Annotated in this window: 15 protein-coding genes; 3 read left to right on the top strand and 12 right to left on the bottom strand. The window is 51.3% G+C overall.

Annotation, left to right across the window (positions count from 1 at the left end; translation table 11 throughout):
- The first annotated feature begins 23 nt into the window (after window positions 1-23).
- A complete protein-coding gene (locus JC793_RS17895; protein ID WP_182106186.1) occupies window positions 24-503 on the top strand; it encodes an Hcp family type VI secretion system effector in 480 nt (159 codons plus the stop codon).
- On the opposite strand, the gene JC793_RS17900 is transcribed toward JC793_RS17895, so the two are convergent.
- From JC793_RS17900 to JC793_RS17915, 4 genes are all read right to left on the bottom strand, one after another.
- The gene (locus JC793_RS17900) at window positions 497-1507 is read right to left on the bottom strand and encodes a hypothetical protein (RefSeq protein ID WP_218426930.1); all 1011 of its coding nucleotides are present in this window, start codon (window positions 1505-1507) and stop codon (window positions 497-499) included. The genes JC793_RS17895 and JC793_RS17900 overlap by 7 nt on opposite strands.
- Before the next feature lie 123 nt (window positions 1508-1630).
- The gene (locus JC793_RS17905; protein ID WP_182106093.1) at window positions 1631-2794 is read right to left on the bottom strand and encodes an ABC transporter permease; all 1164 of its coding nucleotides are present in this window, start codon (window positions 2792-2794) and stop codon (window positions 1631-1633) included.
- Window positions 2791-3936, bottom strand: a complete 1146-nt coding sequence (locus tag JC793_RS17910) for an ABC transporter permease (protein WP_166708771.1) — start codon at window positions 3934-3936, stop codon at window positions 2791-2793. The genes JC793_RS17905 and JC793_RS17910 overlap by 4 nt, the downstream gene beginning before the upstream one ends.
- Window positions 3936-4907 (bottom strand): HlyD family secretion protein, encoded by a 972-nt coding sequence (locus JC793_RS17915; RefSeq protein ID WP_046894286.1) that lies wholly within the window; start codon window positions 4905-4907, stop codon window positions 3936-3938. The genes JC793_RS17910 and JC793_RS17915 overlap by 1 nt, the downstream gene beginning before the upstream one ends.
- 261 nt (window positions 4908-5168) lie before the next feature.
- Here JC793_RS17915 and JC793_RS17920 point away from each other — a divergent pair, with 261 nt between their 5' ends.
- Together JC793_RS17920 and btsR are read left to right on the top strand one after the other, a co-directional pair.
- Complete coding sequence (locus JC793_RS17920) at window positions 5169-6878, top strand: sensor histidine kinase (protein WP_046894285.1); 1710 nt, start codon at window positions 5169-5171, stop codon at window positions 6876-6878.
- Window positions 6879-6896: 18 nt separating this feature from the next.
- Window positions 6897-7610: a two-component system response regulator BtsR gene (gene btsR / locus JC793_RS17925; RefSeq protein WP_024474269.1), complete on the top strand. Its 714-nt coding sequence runs from the start codon at window positions 6897-6899 to the stop codon at window positions 7608-7610.
- A gap of 83 nt (window positions 7611-7693) precedes the next feature.
- On the opposite strand, the gene JC793_RS17930 is transcribed toward btsR, so the two are convergent.
- The 8 genes from JC793_RS17930 to infB form a co-directional block, all read right to left on the bottom strand.
- On the bottom strand, window positions 7694-9628 hold the full coding sequence (locus tag JC793_RS17930) for a DEAD/DEAH family ATP-dependent RNA helicase (protein WP_166708774.1): 1935 nt from the start codon (window positions 9626-9628) through the stop codon (window positions 7694-7696).
- On the bottom strand, window positions 9618-9698 hold the full coding sequence (yrbN, locus tag JC793_RS19865) for a protein YrbN (protein WP_107680073.1): 81 nt from the start codon (window positions 9696-9698) through the stop codon (window positions 9618-9620). The genes JC793_RS17930 and yrbN overlap by 11 nt, the downstream gene beginning before the upstream one ends.
- A 102-nt stretch (window positions 9699-9800) precedes the next feature.
- Window positions 9801-10688, bottom strand: a complete 888-nt coding sequence (gene nlpI / locus JC793_RS17940) for a lipoprotein NlpI (protein WP_046894283.1) — start codon at window positions 10686-10688, stop codon at window positions 9801-9803.
- 122 nt (window positions 10689-10810) lie between these two features.
- On the bottom strand, window positions 10811-12967 hold the full coding sequence (pnp, locus tag JC793_RS17945) for a polyribonucleotide nucleotidyltransferase (RefSeq protein WP_107680074.1): 2157 nt from the start codon (window positions 12965-12967) through the stop codon (window positions 10811-10813).
- Between the two features lie 225 nt (window positions 12968-13192).
- Window positions 13193-13462: a 30S ribosomal protein S15 gene (gene rpsO, locus JC793_RS17950; protein ID WP_025152377.1), complete on the bottom strand. Its 270-nt coding sequence runs from the start codon at window positions 13460-13462 to the stop codon at window positions 13193-13195.
- 121 nt (window positions 13463-13583) lie between these two features.
- A complete protein-coding gene (gene truB / locus JC793_RS17955) occupies window positions 13584-14528 on the bottom strand; it encodes a tRNA pseudouridine(55) synthase TruB (RefSeq protein ID WP_214095912.1) in 945 nt (314 codons plus the stop codon).
- Window positions 14528-14938 (bottom strand): 30S ribosome-binding factor RbfA, encoded by a 411-nt coding sequence (rbfA, locus tag JC793_RS17960; protein ID WP_046894280.1) that lies wholly within the window; start codon window positions 14936-14938, stop codon window positions 14528-14530. Before rbfA ends, truB begins: the two co-directional genes overlap by 1 nt.
- A 72-nt stretch (window positions 14939-15010) precedes the next feature.
- The gene (gene infB, locus JC793_RS17965; protein ID WP_166708776.1) at window positions 15011-17743 is read right to left on the bottom strand and encodes a translation initiation factor IF-2; all 2733 of its coding nucleotides are present in this window, start codon (window positions 17741-17743) and stop codon (window positions 15011-15013) included.
- Window positions 17744-17757: the final 14 nt, after the last annotated feature.

The following is a 17757-nucleotide window of genomic DNA, read 5'->3' on the forward strand; positions in this document are numbered from 1 at the left end:
CTCCATTGTAAGGATACAAGGCTATGGCAAACATAATCTATTTAAAGCTGGAAGGAAAGCAACAGGGTTTAATATCAAGAGGCTGCTGTACTTCAGATTCTATAGGAAATAAGTATCAGTCCGGTAAAGAAGATTATATCTTTATTACTGAATTTGACTGTGCGGTAACCCGTGATCAGAACCTCAGCCATCATCCGATTGATTTTGTAAAATTAATTGATAAATCTTCCCCGCTGATTTTAGTAGCCATCGCCAATAATGAAAGATTAACCCTGACCTTTGATTTTTTCCGGATATCACAACATGGCGGCCCGGAAAAATACTATACAATAAGGCTCAATGAAGCGAGTATCGTTAATTACGCCACTCGTTCGCCTAATAATATTCTGCGCAATGATATTCAGCCGGAAGAGTATATCTCCGTAAAATACCGGGATATTACCACCTCCCATATTATGGCCGGAACTTCCGGCTACAGTATTACCGATGATAATAACTACTGACTATAACGTGCGATAAGGCTGCGAACCTCCTGCACAAAAGCCTCATCTGCTGACCGGCCGGAGGGCTTCGCAGCCAGTAACACAAAATTTGCCAGTTCATCTTCCAGAAAATAGTAGATCAGTGACAGTTGTGCACGATCTAATGCCTGATAAACCGCGTAATTTCTTTCTTTTAACCGTTGTGCCGCACGGGCCATTTTTTCGATAGTGCCGTAACTGTACAGGAGTGTTGCAACAACCACCGACCGTTTAATAACCAACTCTTTCTGACTAAACAGATCGGGGAATTTATAGGTAACAGCGGCAATTATGCCGGAGGATATCGCTGTGACGAGATATTTCCTTAATACTGAATTACCTATAACTATTGGGGTATAGTGGGCAGTTTTATCATCAATATAATCATTAGTGAATACGAGAGTATCTTTTTCAATTTCTTCTTTTTTAGACCTAATAATATTTTCCTGAAAAAAATTATTAAGCATCTTCCTTCTGGACACCGGCATATCCTCTAAAGCCGCTGACACGATAATCTCAATCGCTTCTTTAAAATTTTCATAGGGATCAGCCAGAAAACGCAGAAGGTAAATTGCTTCCGCGTTCTCTTTCATAATCTGATATCCGCCTGACAGACGTTTATTACGTAAAAAACTCATCGGAATATCGATAACCGGAAACGGAAAATCAGCCAGCGTATTTACCGCCCGCTCAGCACCGTGATAGCTGGTCACCGCAATATCTTTTATCAGTGCATCCGGAATACGGCTCATTGCTGTTTCAACAGAGGGTTCACTGTCCGCACATTGGTAATAAATGGATTCACCCAGTCCGGTATACGGTTTGCATGCTGTTTCTGTTTTTCTTTCAGTCAGTAATTTCCGCAGAAAACGTATTATCCGCCGGTTGGTATAAATCCGTGCTTTTACCTCTTCTGAAATATCCATAATTTCACCATCACGGCAATAAAACTGATCCATCGGGTCAAAATCGTTACAATAAGCCATATGACGTCCCTGCCATTATGTTAAGTATTACTTCTGAATTATGTCCGATATCATAAGTATAGCCGGAAATACAAAATATACCGGCCAAAAAAATCCCGTGACAGGCACGGGATTTCATTTATTTTAACGGGCTTTGTTTTTCCGCCGCGATAACCGCCGCAGAGAATGCGTTATACGCCGTAATTCTCCGTCACGTAACATACCGATAAAAACACCGAGCAGCGTATAAATAATCCCGAGCACCAGCATCATAATAATATCGTTCTGTACGCCGCTGAACGGCAAATCCATCTGGTTGATACCGGCAATCGCTTTGGTCGCCCAGGTGGACGGCAATGCAGAGGCAATAAACCGTACCCAGTCCGGCATCGCCTGTAACGGCCAGATAGTACCGGACATATAAAAGACCGGTGTGGTGACAAAGGCCAGCGTCAGGTAAATCATCTCCACACTGCGCAGACATTCGGTGACCAGTTTCCCGAGTCCCAGAACCCCCAGCAGGAACGGGAACGTCAGCAGCCACAATTCATACATCGGCGCTTCCTGACGATACCCCAGTACCCACGGCCACAACGCGAAGAAGACGGTCGACAGGAACAGCCAGATCGGCAGCAGCGCACTCAGCGCTCCCAGATAGACTGCCAGAGGCGGTTTACCTTTCGGTGTGCTGCGCACGGCAATACTGACACGGACACAGGCGATCAGCAGTGTGTGCTGCAACAGCATGACCAGCAGCCCCGGCAGCGCAATGGCGGCGAAACTGACGCCCGGGTTATACATCCCGACTGTTTCCGACTGAATCGGCGCGATCAGTATTGATGCCTGCTCCGGTGTATAGCCATTGGCTGTCAGGATTTTGGTATTGTAATCCGCCAGGATCTGCTGATATGCCTTGCTCAGCTCCTGCTGAATCTGCCCGCTGGCGATACGGTTGGTACCGTCACCAAATACCGGCACCGTGATATTTTTGCCCTGTAAGAGATTGCGTTCAAAATCCTGCGGAATAATGATGATCGCAAACAGATCACGCATGATCATATCCTGCCGGGCTGCGGCCAGGTTGTCATAACTGTGCAGTTCCACTTTTGCGGTGGCGTCCAGCTCCCGCACCAGTGAACGGCTGGCCACCGTGTTATCCTGATCCACCACCGCGACCGGTAAGTCCCACAGTACCGGATGCACATAGACCAGGCTCATGACACACAGCGAGATAATCAGCAGCATCCACATCGGTTTTTCAAGCATACCGAGCAGTACTTTCAGGAATGTCTGGAAATACAGTTTCATACCGCGTGTCCTCCCTGTAATGCCAGCCGTTTCGGCAGGCGGTTACGGATCAGGAAAGTCGCGCCCACCGGATAGAGCAGCAATAACGCACAAACATACAGGATATGCTGTAACGAGACTTCCCGCAGGAAGATATCAAACATGGCGTTCAGCGCATGTGTCAGCGGCTCGATGTTCGCGATAATCCGTGCCGGCAGAATCATCGACAGCTCCGGCACGGTCATCCCGGAAAAGGCCATTGCCATACTCACCAGCATCCCGATCATACTGTAAGCCATCATCGGATCACGGGTGAATGTATAGAGGAGCAGGCCGATGCTCTGGGCGGCCATCACATAAAAGAAACCTATCATCAGCATATAGACCGGATTCCCGGTGACTTTAGCCTCAAAAACGGTGACCAGGACACCCAGTTCGATCATCAGCAGTGCCGTGAAAAACAGGGTATACGGTGCCAGCTTGCCGAGCACACCGCTGAACAGCGGTTTAATGGATTGCAGCATGGTGCTGCGTGACATGGTGTAAATCGTACAGGTCACCACAAACAACTGAAGCATATGGATCGTGGCAGCAAACTGCTGATAATAAATATAGCTGCCGCTGGCGTTAAACAGGGTGTCATAGGACATCGTCACCTGTGCCAGTTTCGGGACATTTTTCCCCATTTCAGAAGCGAGAACAGAGCGGTACTGACCGTTCAGTTCGGCAATCAGCCCGCTGAAGTCCTGGGTGGCATAACTGCCGGAAGCATAAAACAGTGCATTAAAAAACATCCGGGTTGTCGGCTGCTTGCCGGACAGCACATCACTTTCAAAACGCGGCGGGATCACCAGGATGGCATAATCTTCCGCACTCCCCATGCGCTCAAGTGCAACCTCTTTATCATCCTGCGGTGTGATACTGGCGTGTGAGGCCGCATTCAGGTTACGTACCAGCGTACGCGAGAGCGGGCTGTGGTCATAATCGATGGCGGAAACCGGTAAATCCAGTAATGTACCTTCAGAGAAGTTGGCACTGACCAGTGCGAATAACATCAGCGGAAACAGCCAGCTCAGCCAGTGGAACACCGGACTGCGCACCGCCATCCGGGTTTCCTGTGAGAATGCGTTACGGAAACCGCGCCATATTGCCGGGAGCCTCATTACTTATCCCGGCGCCATAATGCACTCATACCGGGTCTTAATCCGTCCACCGGCTGCGCCGGATAGAGGCGAACCTCAAAGGTTTTCAGATCAAAATCCCCGGTGGCGCGGGTGGCGCGTTTGGTGGCGTAATCCCCCATAGGTGCGATATAGCGGACTTCAGCCTCAATTTCCTGATTTTTCAGCGCCGGAACGGTCAGCGTGATTTTGTCGCCCTTTTTCACATCCGCGAGAATATCTTCACGCAGGTTATAGACAAAATACGCTTCCGGCAGACGGATAATCGTCACCAGCGGACTGCCGGCATTAAACAGCTCACCGATTTCAGCCGGAATCGGCCCGATTTCACCGGTCACCGGTGCGGTAACCGTCAGTTCATCCTGCTGGACTTTTAACTCCGCCAGTTTTTGCTCTGCCTGGCGCAATGCCGCTTCATAACGCTGACGCTGCTCTGTGCGGTCACCGTTTTTCGCCTGGTCGAGCTGTGCTTTGGCGGCCAGTACGCGCTGTTGTGCCACATCACGGGCACGGCGGGACTGATCAAGCTCGGTTTTTGATACATAGCCCTTTCCGGACATACTGCTCATCCGCTGAAAATCACGCTGTGCATTCGCCAGTTCAGCCTGAGACTGCGCCAGTTGTGCGGCATAATTACGTACGCTCTCTTCACGCGTACCGTTCAGGGATTCGGTTAACTGAGCCTGTGCCTGGTCGCGGGCAGCCACCAGTGAGGCAACCTGTGCCTCCAGCTCCGGACTGGTCAGGCGGATCAGCGCCTGTCCCTGTTTGACGTCGTCACCACGCTCAATCAGACGCTCAACAACACGTCCTTTGGCTTTAGAGGAAACAATAACCTCCGGTGCATCGACTTCGCCCTGCAATAAAAGATACTGGTTGTGGGCACGAAAAAGTGCAGCCATCGCAATTAAGACCAGCATCAGCAGGATCAGATAGATTGTTCTTTTTTTCATTATTGATTTCGGCCTTAACTATCATTTGTGAAACTATTCAGGGTGGAATCATCCCGAATAAAATTGTTCTGGAAAAAACGATGAAGAAGGGGAAGCTGTCAGTATTACTGATTTCAGCAAAAACCGTTAAGATATTTGTGCGCCAGATCACAGCATAATACCTTCAACCCCGGCCTTATACACCTGCTGAAAAACTATTTTTAATATAAAATCTCAGATAGTTACAAATAATCTTCCCCCGGCAAGTGATCCGACAGAAAAATGTATGACTACAATCTGATTTTCCTGCTGCTTCAGCAGATGTGTGTGTATCTGGTTATCGCCTGGGTACTCAGCAAGACGCCGCTGGTGCTGCCGGTCTTACAGGTGACTGTCCGCCTGCCGCACAAGCTGATGTGCTACCTGATTTTCTCCGTTTTCTGTGTCATGGGCACCTATTTCGGTCTGAATATCAATGATTCTATCGCCAATACACGGGCTATCGGCTCGGTACTCGGCGGTCTGCTCGGCGGTCCGTCCGTCGGGCTGCTGGTCGGCTTTACCGGTGGTCTGCACCGCTATTCTCTCGGCGGCATGACGGCATTCAGCTGTATGGTGTCCACCATTGCAGAGGGGCTGATCGGCGGTATGGTGCACCGGTACTATATGAAACGCGGACAGATCAACAAACTGTTCAACCCCTGGACCGCAGCCGGTGTGACCTTTGTTGCCGAACTGGCACAGATGGCAATTATTCTGTTACTGGCACGGCCGTTTAATGAAGCACTGAATCTGGTGAAAGATATTGCCGCACCGATGATTATTGCCAATACCATCGGCGCCGCTATGTTTATCCGCATCCTGCTGGACAGACGCGCCATCTTTGAAAAATACACCAGTGCATTTTCCGCCCAGGCGCTGAAACTGGCGATCAGCACAGATGGTGTGCTGCGCCAGGGATTTAACGAGACCAACAGCCGTCAGGTGGCGCAGGTGCTGTATGACGAACTGAATGTGGCAGCGGTTGCTATCACGGATACGGAAAAACTGCTGGCCTTTATCGGCGTGGGGGCGGATCACCATCTGCCGGGCACACCGATTGCCTCACGCTATTCCCGGCAGGCCATTGCCCATAATGAGGTTGTCTATGCCGACGGCAACGAAACGCCGTACTGCTGCTCAATCAATCCGCACTGTAAGCTCGGCTCCACGCTGGTGATCCCGCTGACCGGGGAAAATAAACAGGTGGTCGGTACGATTAAGCTGTATGAAGTGAAGAACCGCCTGTTCAGCTCGATTAACCGCACACTTGGAGAGGGTATTGCCAGTCTGTTGTCGGCACAAATCCTGGCCGGACAGTTTGAACGAAGTAAGCAGTCACTACTTGAAACAGAGGTGAAATTGCTGCATGCCCAGGTCAATCCGCATTTCCTGTTTAATGCGCTCAATACCTTACAGGCGGTGATCCGCCGCGATGCGGAACAGGCACGGCATCTGGTACAGAATCTCTCCACCTTTTTCCGCAAAAACTTAAAGCGCCCCGGTGAGATTGCCACTCTCGCGGCTGAAATTGAGCATGTGAATGCTTACTTACAGATTGAAAAAGCCCGCTTCCGTGAGCAGTTGTGTGTGGATATCGCCATTCCGGATGAATTGAAACAGGCCACTTTGCCGGTCTTTTCGTTACAGCCGGTGGTGGAAAATGCGATAAAACACGGCACATCACAGATATTTGAGCAGGGAAAAATTACCATAACCGCACGGGCAGAGGGCAATGCCCTTGTCATCCTGATCACCGATAATGCCGGGCTGTATCAGCCAACCGGAATGAGTGACGGGCTGGGCATGGGGCTGGTCGATAAACGCATCAAAGTCCGTTATGGTAAACAATATGGCCTCAGTGTTCACTGTGAGCCGGAAGTAAAAACAACCATTATTCTGACCTTACCCTTCGATTCATCGGCAGGTGCGGCAGCACCGCCAGATAACTAAAAAAATGATAATGACACTATGAATGTTTTAATAGTTGATGATGAACCACTGGCCCGGGAAAACCTGCGATTACTGCTCGATGCGTATCCTGACATTCATATCCTGGGTGAATGTACCAACGCCATTGATGCCATCGGTAAAATCCATCGCCTGAAGCCGGATGTGGTGTTTCTGGATATCCAGATGCCCCGCGTTACCGGACTGGAAATGGTCGGTATGCTCGACCCCGGCCACCGGCCTGCGATTGTCTTTCTCACCGCCTTTGAAGAGTACGCATTACAGGCTTTTGAGGAAGATGCATTTGATTATCTGCTCAAACCGGTAGAGAAAGAGCGTCTGGACAAAACCCTGAACCGGCTGCGCCAGGGACAGATCCGGCCGGCAGAGACCCCGGAACAGACAGAACAGCTGCGCTATATCCCGTGCAGCGGCCATAACCGTATCTGGCTGATGCCGGTTGAGGATGTGGTGTATGTTAATTCCCGCATCAGCGGTGTGTTTGTGATGAGCGCACACGGCCAGGAAGGGTTTACCGAGCTGACGCTGCGTACTCTGGAAACGCGCACCCCGCTGCTGCGCTGCCACCGGCAGTATCTGGTTAATCTGACCCGTTTACGGGAAATTCTGCTGGGCGATAACGGCCAGGCGGAGCTGATTCTGAGTAACGATGAAACCATCCCGGTCAGCCGCCGCTACCTCAAACCGCTGAAAGAGGCTCTGGGGCTGATTTAATACTTGTTTTCAGGTTTCAGGCGTATAAAAAAAAGCCCGGCGGGGATATCCCCGGCCGGGCTTTTTATGATTCAGAGAATCAATTATGCGTCATTATTGGTACGACGGCGCGGTGCGGAGTTTCCGTCTTCACGGCGGAAGTTGCGGCGCTCGCCCTGCGGACGGCGATCGCTGTTACCACGGTCAGAACGCTCGCCGTCACGGCGGTTACCACCACCGAAACTGCGGCCGCCGTTACCACCACGGTCATTACCACGATCATTACCGCCGCTGCGGCGTTCACGGTTAAACGGCTTCGCATCACCGACTAATGTCATGTTCATTGGTTTGTTCATAACACGGGTACGGGTGAAGTGCTGCAGCAGATCAGTCGGCATACCTTTCGGTAATTCGATAGTTGAGTGAGTATCAAACAGTTTGATGTTACCGATGTAACGGCTGTTGATATCCCCTTCGTTAGCAATCGCGCCCACAATGTGGCGGACTTCAACACCATCGGTACGGCCCACTTCAATGCGGTACAGTTCCATATCACCCACGTCACGGCGTTCACGGCGCGGTTCTGAACCACGCTCCGGACGATCACCGAAACGACTGTTACGATCATTGCGGTCATTGCGGTCATTACGGCGGCGATCATCACGATCGTTGAACTCACGGCGCGGACGACGTGGTGCATCCGGCGGCAGGATCAGTTTGCGCTCACCTTCTGCCATTTTCAGCAGAACCGCAGCCAGGGTTTCCATATCGATATCGGCTTCAGACTCATCGCTGTCTGCCGGAACCAGTTTTTTCAGCAGTGCACGATACTGATCCAGGTTGCTGCTTTCCATTTCTGCATGGATAGTGGCAGCAAATTTTTCCTGGCGGCGCTGGCTGATCATCTCTGCATCCGGTAATTCTACCTCAGGGATGGTCAGTTTCATGGTGCGTTCAATGTTACGCAGCAGGCGGCGTTCACGGTTTTCCACGAACAGCAGTGCGCGACCCGCACGACCTGCACGACCGGTACGGCCGATACGGTGAACGTAAGATTCCGCATCCATCGGGATATCGTAGTTAACAACCAGGCTGATACGCTCAACATCCAGACCACGGGCAGCAACGTCTGTTGCAATCAGGATATCCAGGCGGCCGTCTTTCAGGCGCTCCAGTGTCTGCTCACGCAGTGCCTGGTTCATGTCACCGTTCAGTGCTGCGCTGTTGTAGCCGTTACGCTCCAGCGTTTCTGCCACTTCCAGGGTCGCATTTTTGGTACGGACGAAGATAATCGCCGCATCAAAATCTTCCGCTTCCAGGAAACGAACCAGTGCTTCGCTCTTACGTGCACCGTAAGCAGTCCAGTAGCTCTGGCTGATGTCCGGACGGGTAGTCACGCTGCTCTGAATGCGCACTTCCTGCGGATCTTTCATGAAACGGCGGGTAATGCGGCGGATAGCTTCCGGCATGGTTGCAGAGAACAGCGCGGTCTGGTGATTTGCCGGGATCTGACTCATGATGGTTTCAACGTCTTCGATGAAGCCCATGCGCAGCATTTCATCTGCTTCGTCCAGAACCAGACCTTTCAGGTTGGATAAATCCAGGGTGCCGCGTTTTAAGTGATCCAGCAGACGGCCCGGAGTCCCGACAACCACTTGTGGTCCCTGACGCAGAGCACGTAACTGGACGTCATAACGCTGACCGCCGTACAGGGCGACCACATTCACGTTACGCATATGTTTGGAGAAATCAGTACAGGCTTCCGCAACCTGAACCGCTAATTCACGGGTCGGTGCCAGCACCAGAATCTGTGGTGCTCTCAGGTTCGGATCAATATTATTCAGTAATGGCAGGCCGAATGCCGCCGTTTTACCACTACCTGTCTGTGCCATACCCAGGACATCACGTCCGGCAAGCAGGTGCGGAATACATTGTTGCTGGATCGGGGACGGCTTTTCGTAGCCCAGGTCGTCCAGTGCAGTCAAAATATCAGCTGATAAACCAATGTCAGCAAAAGAGATTTCAGTCTCAGTGGTCATGTAAAGGTGCCTCATACAAAATGGCGGCCAGTCTACACAACCCATCGGAAAGCATGTCGGTTGTTTTCATTTAAAAGTGTGAACTGGCTCAAATAAAATTATAAAACGAACAAAAATCCCCCCATCACTTCCGCGATGGTGAAAAATTAACGGGTTGAAGTGTGTTCGTCAGCTATTGTGGATCTGAATCCGTCAGGTCCTGTTCTTCATCACCTAACAGAGCTAATTCCAACAATGCGTAGCGGTGCTCAACGAAATTGTGTGCGTTGTTGGCAACCGTCAGCTTGAACAGCGTTTCAGCGCTGTCCGTATCCCCCAGACTCAGGTAGTATTTACCTAAATAGAAGTAGGTTTCACTGAGATGTTCAGCGAGCGAAGTGTTATCCGTTGAGAATTCCTTCAGCCGATCAAGCAGTGTCTTTTCACTGATGTCGCCGAGATAGAATTCAGCAATATTCCAGCCCCATTGTCCGCCTTTCGCCTGCTGATAGCGCTGACGTAAATCGGTCAGTGCTTTCTTCGGATCTATCTCTTTATCGGTGAGATAGAGCCACAGCGAGCGGAACGGATCGTTTGGATCATCCTGATAAAACGCCAGCAAATCATCCCGCGCTACCGGATACCTGCCCCCGTAATACAGGGCAATACCGCGGTTCATACGCGCGTAGTTATAAGTTGGATCAAGCTCTAATACAGAATCATACGCTTCATAGGCAGCATCAAAGTTGCCTGCCTGCGTAAAATAAATGCCCAGGTAATTAAATATCTCCGGAATATCCGGACGCATTGATAACGCAACAGTAAAATCGTTACGCGCCAATGCACGCAATCCGAGGCTGTCGTACAACACACCACGCTGATAAAGCAGCTGGGCGTACTCATCCTCAGTTAATGACCGGCTTGCCAGTATTTGTTCCATTCGGGCGAGGATCACTTCCTGCTGTAATGATGGCTGCAGGGGTACTGCAAGTAAATCCCCGGAGTGCCATTTTTTACCGCTGCTGCATCCTGCGATAAAAATTATAGCTGCAATGCTCCACCAACGCAGAAAAAAATTCATTTCCTACTCCCGAAGTCAGATCCCTGAAAGGATAATCCTCTGACTGACAATAACCGAGTGCATTTTTGCTTTTTTTGCCGAATGGCGCCCTTTTTACAGGACGCCATGCCTTACGTCAAATTTTATTCAGCGTTATTTGCATCAGAGGTTGCATCTGAAGCCGGAGCAGCATCCTGACTGACCGCTTCTTTCATGCTCAGGCGGATACGACCCTGACGGTCGATTTCCAGTACCTTAACCGGTACTTCCTGACCCATTTCCAGATAATCTGATACTTTTTCAACGCGTTTGTCAGCGATCTGAGAAATATGCACCAGACCTTCTTTACCGCCGCCGATAGCTACGAAAGCACCGAAATCAACGATACGGACAACTTTACCGTTATAGATACGGCCGACTTCCACTTCTGCGGTAATTTCTTCGATACGGCGGATAGCCATTTTCGCTTTATCACCGTCAGTCGCAGCAATTTTCACAGTACCGTCATCTTCGATTTCGATAGTGGTGCCGGTTTCTTCGGTCAGGGCACGGATCACAGAACCGCCTTTACCGATAACGTCTTTGATCTTGTCCGGATTGATGCGGATGGTGTGGATGCGCGGTGCAAACTCAGAGATATCAGCACGTGGTGAGTTGATAGCCTGTTCCATCACGCCCAGGATGTGCAGACGCGCACCTTTAGCCTGATTCAGAGCCACCTGCATGATTTCGCTGGTGATACCTTCGATTTTGATATCCATCTGCAGGGCACTGATACCGTCACGGCTGCCCGCCACTTTAAAGTCCATATCGCCGAGGTGATCTTCATCACCGAGGATATCAGACAGAACCACGTATTTGTCGCCTTCTTTCACCAGACCCATCGCGATACCGGCAACCGCTGATTTCACAGGAACACCTGCATCCATCAGTGCCAGAGATGCACCACAGACTGACGCCATAGAAGAAGAACCGTTGGATTCAGTGATTTCTGACACCACACGTACGGTGTACGGGAATTCTTCCTGAGACGGCATCACTGCCAGCACACCACGTTTCGCCAGACGGCCGTGGCCGATTTCGCGGCGTTTCGGTGAACCGACCATACCGGTTTCACCCACGCAGTACGGAGGGAAGTTGTAGTGGAACAGGAAGGTATCAGTGATTTCACCCATCACCTGATCCAGGGTCTGTGCATCACGGGCAGTACCCAGAGTTGCTGTTACCAGCGCCTGAGTTTCGCCACGGGTGAACAGAGAAGAACCGTGGGTACGCGGCAGAACACCGGTGCGGACATCCAGTGCACGGACCATGTCTTTTTCACGGCCGTCGATACGCGGCTCGCCGTCCAGTACACGGGTACGGACAACCGATTTTTCAACCGCAGACAGGATGTCGCTGATTTCATGTTTCAGTTCGCTGGTCAGCTCTTCACCGCGTGCGGCAAATTCAGCTTCCAGTGCGCTGATGGTTGCATCTTTGATGATATCAACCTGCGCATAACGATCCTGTTTCTCAGTGATACGGTAAGCATCACCCAGGGCTTTTTCAGCCAGCTCAGCAACGCGGTCATGCAGAGTCTGATTAACAGGCTCAGGCTGCCAGTCCCATTTAGGTTTACCGGCTTCAGCTGCCAGTGCGTTGATATTTTCGATAACAATCTGCTGCTGCTCGTGACCGAACACGACCGCACCCAGCATTTGTTCTTCAGTCAGCAGCTGCGCTTCTGATTCAACCATCAGAACCGCACCTTTGGTACCGGCAACAACCAGATCCAGCTTGCTTACCGCTAATTCGTCAGTGGTCGGGTTCAGAACATACTGGTCATTGATGAAACCAACACGTGCCGCACCAATCGGGCCGTTGAACGGAATACCGGACAGTGCCAGCGCCGCTGAGGCACCGATCATTGCCACGATATCCGGGTTAATCTGCGGGTTCACAGATACCACGGTTGCGATGATCTGAACTTCGTTCAGGAAACCTTCCGGGAACAGAGGACGTAACGGACGGTCAATCAGACGTGCGATCAGGGTTTCGCCTTCGCCCGGACGGCCTTCACGACGGAAGAAACTTCCCGGAATACGGCCGGCAGCGTAAGTACGCTCCTGATAGTTTACGGTCAGCGGGAAGAAGTCCTGGCCCGGTTTCATTTTTTTCTGGCCGACAACGGTAACGAATACCGCGGTGTCGTCCATGTTAACCATTACAGCTGCTGTCGCCTGACGGGCCATCATGCCGGTTTCAATAGTGACAGTGTGCTGACCATACTGGAATTTACGGATTGTCGGATTTAACAAAATAATATCCTTCTGGGTCTCTCACCCCGGCAGGGGTAAGTAGTGAAATGGTTCCTTCAGATACATCCTCGCGACTAATGACAACCTTTTCCTTCTGCCGGAAAGTGCTCTCATTAGCCGCGCGAATAGCTGTACCGAAGAATCGTTATTATTGCGGCAACAGCTCAATAGCCGCATTCAGAAGAAAAGGGGCCGTCGGCCCCTTTCCACTGAAACTTGTCTGAATTAGCGACGCAGGCCCAGACGCTCAAGAATTGAGGTGTAGCTTGCTAAATCTTTGCCTTTCAGATAGTTCAGGAGCTTACGACGCTGAGCTACCATGCGCAGCAGACCACGACGGCTGTGGTGATCTTTTTTGTGCTCAGAAAAGTGACCTTGCAGGTGATTGATCTGTGCAGTCAGCAGCGCGATCTGAACTTCGCTTGAACCGGTGTCGTTTTCGCCACGACCGAAATCAGCGACAATTTTCGCTTTAGCTTCAGTGCTTAGAGACATAATAGAACTCCAAATATACTTTGATTAATAAAATTGAGTGCCGATCTCTAATTCAGCATCTCAGGGAAATTGCCGCGTTATTCTACGCCGCCTGCGCCCTGAACGCAAGATGCGGCGATGCTTATTCGGTGTATTCCACAACAAGGCGGCGTGGTGCCACCAGCCCGTCATCACTGATCACTGCAAGACCGATAAAACGGTCTTCGTCACCCTGTGTCACGCGGGTTAGTGTCTGTGGTGCCAGTTCGTGCGGCGCCCGTACCGGCTGTCCCAGCTTAAAATATCCGGCGGTCACATCCGTCAGGTTCACCTGCGGGAAATGTGACACAGCGGTATCCATCGGCAGTAACAACGGGTCCAGCGCGGTTTCCAGCGGTGTTTCTGATTCATCCGCGACCCGGCGCATTTCCTGAAGCTGCTCCAGTGTCACCATCCGTTCTGACGGATACGTGGCCACCTGCAACCGGCGCAGCATGATCACATGTGCCCCGCAGCCAAGCTTTTCACCGAGATCATCAATAATAGTGCGGATATAAGTGCCTTTCGAGCAGTGGATTTCCAGCTCCAGCTCATCCCCTTCATGGCGGATAAACAGCAGTTCATACACCGTGATCGGGCGGGCTTCCCGCTCTATGGTGATCCCTTTGCGGGCATATTCGTACAGCGGACGTCCCTGATGCTTGAGAGCAGAATACATGGACGGCACCTGCATGGTATCGCCCCTGAATGACTCCAGGGCGGCCGCAAGCTGTTCCGCAGTGAATGTCAGCGGGCGCTCACTGATAACCTCACCATGCGAGTCTGAGGTATCTGTACGCTGTCCCAGACGGGCAATCACACGGTAACGTTTGTCGGAATCCAGCAGAAACTGCGAAAATTTGGTCGCTTCACCGAGGCAGACCGGCAGCATACCAGTCGCCAGCGGATCGAGCGCGCCGGTGTGACCGGCTTTACTGGCATTAAACAGACGGCGGACCTTCTGTAATGCATCATTGGATGAAATGTCCTGCGGTTTGTCCAGCAGCACAATGCCGTTGATTTCACGGCCACGACGACGGCGTGCCATCAATTACCCTCTTTGTCGTCCGCAGATTTACGCATATCCTGGTCATGTTTGATCACATCAGACACCAGGTTGGACATACGCATCCCTTCGACCAGAGAACTGTCATATTCAAATTTCAGTTCCGGGATAATGCGCAGACGCATCTCTTTCCCTAACAGGGAACGGATGTAGCCGGAAATATCATTTAATACTTTAATGCCGGTTTTCACCTGTTCAGAGTTATGGTCTTCATCCATAAAGTTCAGAAAGGTGACAAATACTGTGGCATAGGCCATATCGCGGGATAAATCCACACCCGATACGGTTACCATACCCACACGGGGATCTTTAATTTCACGCTGCAGGATAATCGCAATTTCTTTCTGAATTTCCTGTGAAACGCGCTGAGTACGGCTGAATTCTCGTGCCATAGTTTCTCTCCTGAAAATTCGGGGGGCCATAAGCCCCCCAATTATATCATGTTATGTCATACCGTCAGGTGATCAGATAGTACGTTTGACTTCAATCACCTGGAAGACTTCAATCATGTCGCCCGGGCGGACATCATTGTAGTTCTTGACACCGATACCACATTCCATCCCGTTACGGACTTCAGCGACGTCATCTTTGAAGCGGCGCAGAGATTCCAGCTCGCCTTCATAGATAACCACGTTGTCACGCAGAACGCGGATTGGGTTGTTACGTTTGATAGTCCCTTCAGTCACCATACAACCGGCGATTGCACCGAATTTCGGTGAACGGAACACATCACGGACTTCTGCCAGACCCATGATTTCCTGTTTGAATTCCGGCGCCAGCATCCCGCTCATTGCCTGTTTGATTTCATCAATCAGGCTGTAGATAACGGAATAGTAACGCAGGTCAACGCTTTCGCTTTCAATCAGGCGGCGTGCTGATGCATCCGCACGGACGTTAAAGCCAAGGATAATCGCGTTGGATGCCGCAGCCAGTGTGGCGTCAGTTTCAGTGATACCACCGACACCGGAACCGATGATTTTCACTTTGACTTCGTCAGTCGACAGTTTCATCAGTGAATCGGTGATAGCTTCACAGGTACCCTGAACATCGGTTTTCAGAACGATGTTCAGCTCAGAAACCTTACCGCTTTCCATGTTGGCAAACATGTTTTCCAGTTTGGCTTTCTGCTGGCGGGCCAGTTTGACATCACGGAATTTACCCTGACGATAGAGTGCCACTTCGCGGGCTTTCTTCTCGTCACGGACAACAGTGGCTTCATCACCGGCAGATGGTACGTTGGACAGACCCAGGATTTCCACCGGAATAGACGGACCCGCTTCGGTGATATCCTGACCCAGTTCGTTACGCATCGCACGGATACGGCCGTATTCAAAGCCGCACAGGACGATATCGCCTTTGTTCAGTGTACCGCTCTGTACCAGGATAGTCGCGACCGGACCACGGCCTTTATCGAGGTAAGATTCGATAACCACACCGCTTGCCATACCCGCACGTACTGCTTTCAGTTCGAGAACTTCAGCCTGGAGCAGGATAGCGTCGAGCAGATCGTCGATACCGATACCTTTCTTCGCGGAAACGCTGATGAACTGAGTCTCACCGCCCCACTCTTCAGAAAGGATGCCGTACTGAGACAGTTCATTACGTACGCGATCCGGATCGGCTTCCGGTTTATCAATTTTGTTCACCGCAACCACAACCGGCACACCGGCTGCTTTCGCATGCTGGATAGCTTCGATAGTCTGCGGCATCACGCCATCGTCCGCTGCAACCACCAGAACAACGATATCCGTTGCCTGCGCACCACGGGCACGCATGGAGGTAAACGCGGCGTGTCCCGGAGTATCCAGGAACGTGATAGCGCCTTTATCGGTAGTCACATGATATGCACCGATATGCTGGGTAATACCGCCCGCTTCGCCGGAGGCGACTTTGGTGGAACGGATATAGTCCAGTAATGAGGTTTTACCGTGGTCAACGTGACCCATGATGGTAACAACCGGTGCACGCGGCTCAGCCTGAGTTTCGCCCATATCACGGTCATTCAGGATCGCTTCTTCCAGCTCGTTCTCACGGCGCAGGATAACTTTGTGACCCATTTCCTCGGCAACCAGCTGTGCGGTTTCCTGGTCAATCACCTGGTTGATAGTCGCCATCGCGCCCATCTTCATCATGGTTTTAATGACCTGAGAACCTTTCACTGCCATCTTGTTGGCTAATTCACCAACAGTGATGGTTTCACCGATAACCACATCACGGGTAACCGCTGCAACCGGCTTGTTAAAGCTCTGCTGCAGTGAGCTGCCTTTACGCTGTTTCTTACCGCGCGGCAGTTGCGCACGGGCTTCTTCGCGATCGGCTTTCTCAGAGTGACGGTTGTTTTTCTTCTGGCGGACGTTTTTCGCGCCACGGCCGCGGCCGCGGTTATCGCCTTCAACTTTCGCATCACTTTCATCTTCCGCCTCACGGGCGTGAGCAGAGGTGGTGGTGTGATAGTCCGCGCTTTCAGTTTCTTCGCTGACAGGAGCAGACCATTTCTCGCCGTTTTCTTCGGCCAGACGGCGTGCTTCTTCTGCTGCACGTTTTACTTCAGCTTCGAGTTTGCGCTGCTGTTCTTCTTCAGCTTTGCGTTTGATTTCAGCGGCTTCGGCTTCGCGGCGCACTTTTTCGCTGTTTTCCCGGGTATCAGCCGGGGCTGATTTCGCTTTATTTTCTTTCACGTTATTCTTTTCCGCTGCTTCACGCTTAGCCGGTTCTGCCGCTTGTTCAGTTACTTTCGCTGCTGCCGCTTCGCGTTTTGCCTTTTCTTCAGCCTCACGTTTGGCTTGCGCCTCTTGTCTGGCTTTTTCTTCGGCTTCACGACGGGCCTGCTCTTCAGCTTCGCGTCTTGCCTGCTCTTCCGCTTCACGCTGTGCCTGCTCTTCCGCGGCTTTTGCCTGTTCAGCGGCATCGCGGTTTACATATGTGCGTTTTTTGCGGACTTCAATATTAACCGATTTGCTCTTGCCACCGGTTACCGGAACACTCAGCGTACTGCGAGTTTTGCGCTGAAGTGTTAATTTACCCGGCTGACTTGCCCCGCCTTGCTCGCGGTTCAGATGGGCCAGCAGGGCCTCTTTCTCTTGCTGGGAAACGTTATCAGACGCCGTTTTGTTGATGCCGGCATCAGCAAACTGCTGTACCAGGCGCTCTACGGATGTCTGAATTTCGTCTGCCAGTGATTTTACCGATTCTGTCATGCTGCTCCTTCCCG

Origin of the sequence: Morganella morganii (genome assembly GCF_019242955.1) — a bacterium.
GTDB classification, from domain to species: domain Bacteria; phylum Pseudomonadota; class Gammaproteobacteria; order Enterobacterales; family Enterobacteriaceae; genus Morganella; species Morganella sibonii.